Here is a 1,180-nt window from a genome sequence, read left to right on the forward strand (position 1 = left end):
CCTACCCAGGGTTAATTGGTGATGGCGGGTGTGGTGTTGAGGGTGAGGCCTGTGGGGGCGAGGCAGCCGTCGATCACGCCGGGGTGGTGCTGGATGACCTTGAGCCGGTGCTTGATCATGTCGGCGAGGTCGTCCAGGTCGGTGGCCAGGAAGTTGACCATGGAGCGTTTCAGCAGCGACCACACCGTCTCGGCCGGATTCAGTTCGGGGGCGTAGGCGGGCAGGTAGAACACCGTGAGCCAGTCGGCGTGGGCATCGATGAACGCGCGCATCGCCTTGGAGTGGTGGACGCCGAGGTTGTCCCACACCAGCACGATCTTGCCGCCCGGAAGCTGCTGGTGGGCGGCCTGGAGCATGCGTGTGTACTCGGCGAGGGAGAATCCGGCGCGCTCGTCTTTGCGGCGGCGGTAGCGGTGGATCCGGTAAATCAGCCGGGATCGGTGGCCGGGCCGGTAGCAGACCATCCCGGCGATCGAGACCCGCGAGCCGTGCTCACCGCCGTGCACCCTCACCTGCGGGCGGTGTCCCCGGCGGCTCCAGGTGCGTCCTTTGGGCGGCCTGAGCCCTTGACCGGCCTCGTCTTGGAAGCAGATCCAGGCGCCCAGGTCCGCCGCGGTGTTTCCACCTGTGGCCACACCCGCTCTTTCCACACCTCGATGGCCTGGTCGTCGCGTTCGATGGCGCGGCGTCCGGGGACCTGTACCGACCAGCCGTTGCGGCGCAGCAGCAGCGATACTCCGGGCCGGGTGTAGTCGATGCCGAACAGCCGGCGGATCACCTCGGCGACCCGGTCCAGCGTCCACCGCTGGTCATGGGCCCAGCCGTGGGCGGCGGGGCCGCGGTTCAACTCGGCCTCCAGCCGCGCGAAGGCCGCCTGGTCCAGCCGCGGTCTCCCGTGCGGCCCTTTGGACCGCAGCGCGTCGGCCCCGCCCTCGCGCCAGGCCCGCCGCCACTTCTCCACCTGCCGCAGCCCGACCCGCAGGTCGGCGGCGATCCGGGCGTTGGGCCGTCCTTCGGCGAACCACTGCGCGGCTCGCATCCGTACCTGTTCTCGTTTGTCACGGCCGGCGGCAGTCATCCCGCCGCCCTGGGGGTATCTGGCCATACCACCGGCATACGCCCACACCGACGGTCCGTCGACTTACCCGACCGCCATCACCCAATAACCCTGGTTAGGCGC

At 69.6% G+C, this 1,180-nt stretch carries 2 protein-coding genes; both read right to left on the reverse strand.

Features of this window, described 5'->3' with window-relative positions; translation table 11 throughout:
* Positions 1-11 precede the first annotated feature (11 nt).
* Entirely contained in the window at positions 12-605 is a 594-nt protein-coding gene (locus ACFQ11_RS37715) for an IS630 family transposase (protein ID WP_378307750.1), read from the reverse strand.
* Complete coding sequence (locus tag ACFQ11_RS37720) at positions 509-1,039, reverse strand: winged helix-turn-helix domain-containing protein (RefSeq protein ID WP_449193669.1); 531 nt, start codon at positions 1,037-1,039, stop codon at positions 509-511. Before ACFQ11_RS37720 ends, ACFQ11_RS37715 begins: the two co-directional genes overlap by 97 nt.
* Positions 1,040-1,180 lie beyond the last annotated feature (141 nt).

The sequence above is a fragment of the Actinomadura sediminis genome (genome assembly GCF_042675525.1).
GTDB classification, from domain to species: Bacteria; Actinomycetota; Actinomycetes; order Streptosporangiales; family Streptosporangiaceae; genus Spirillospora; species Spirillospora sediminis.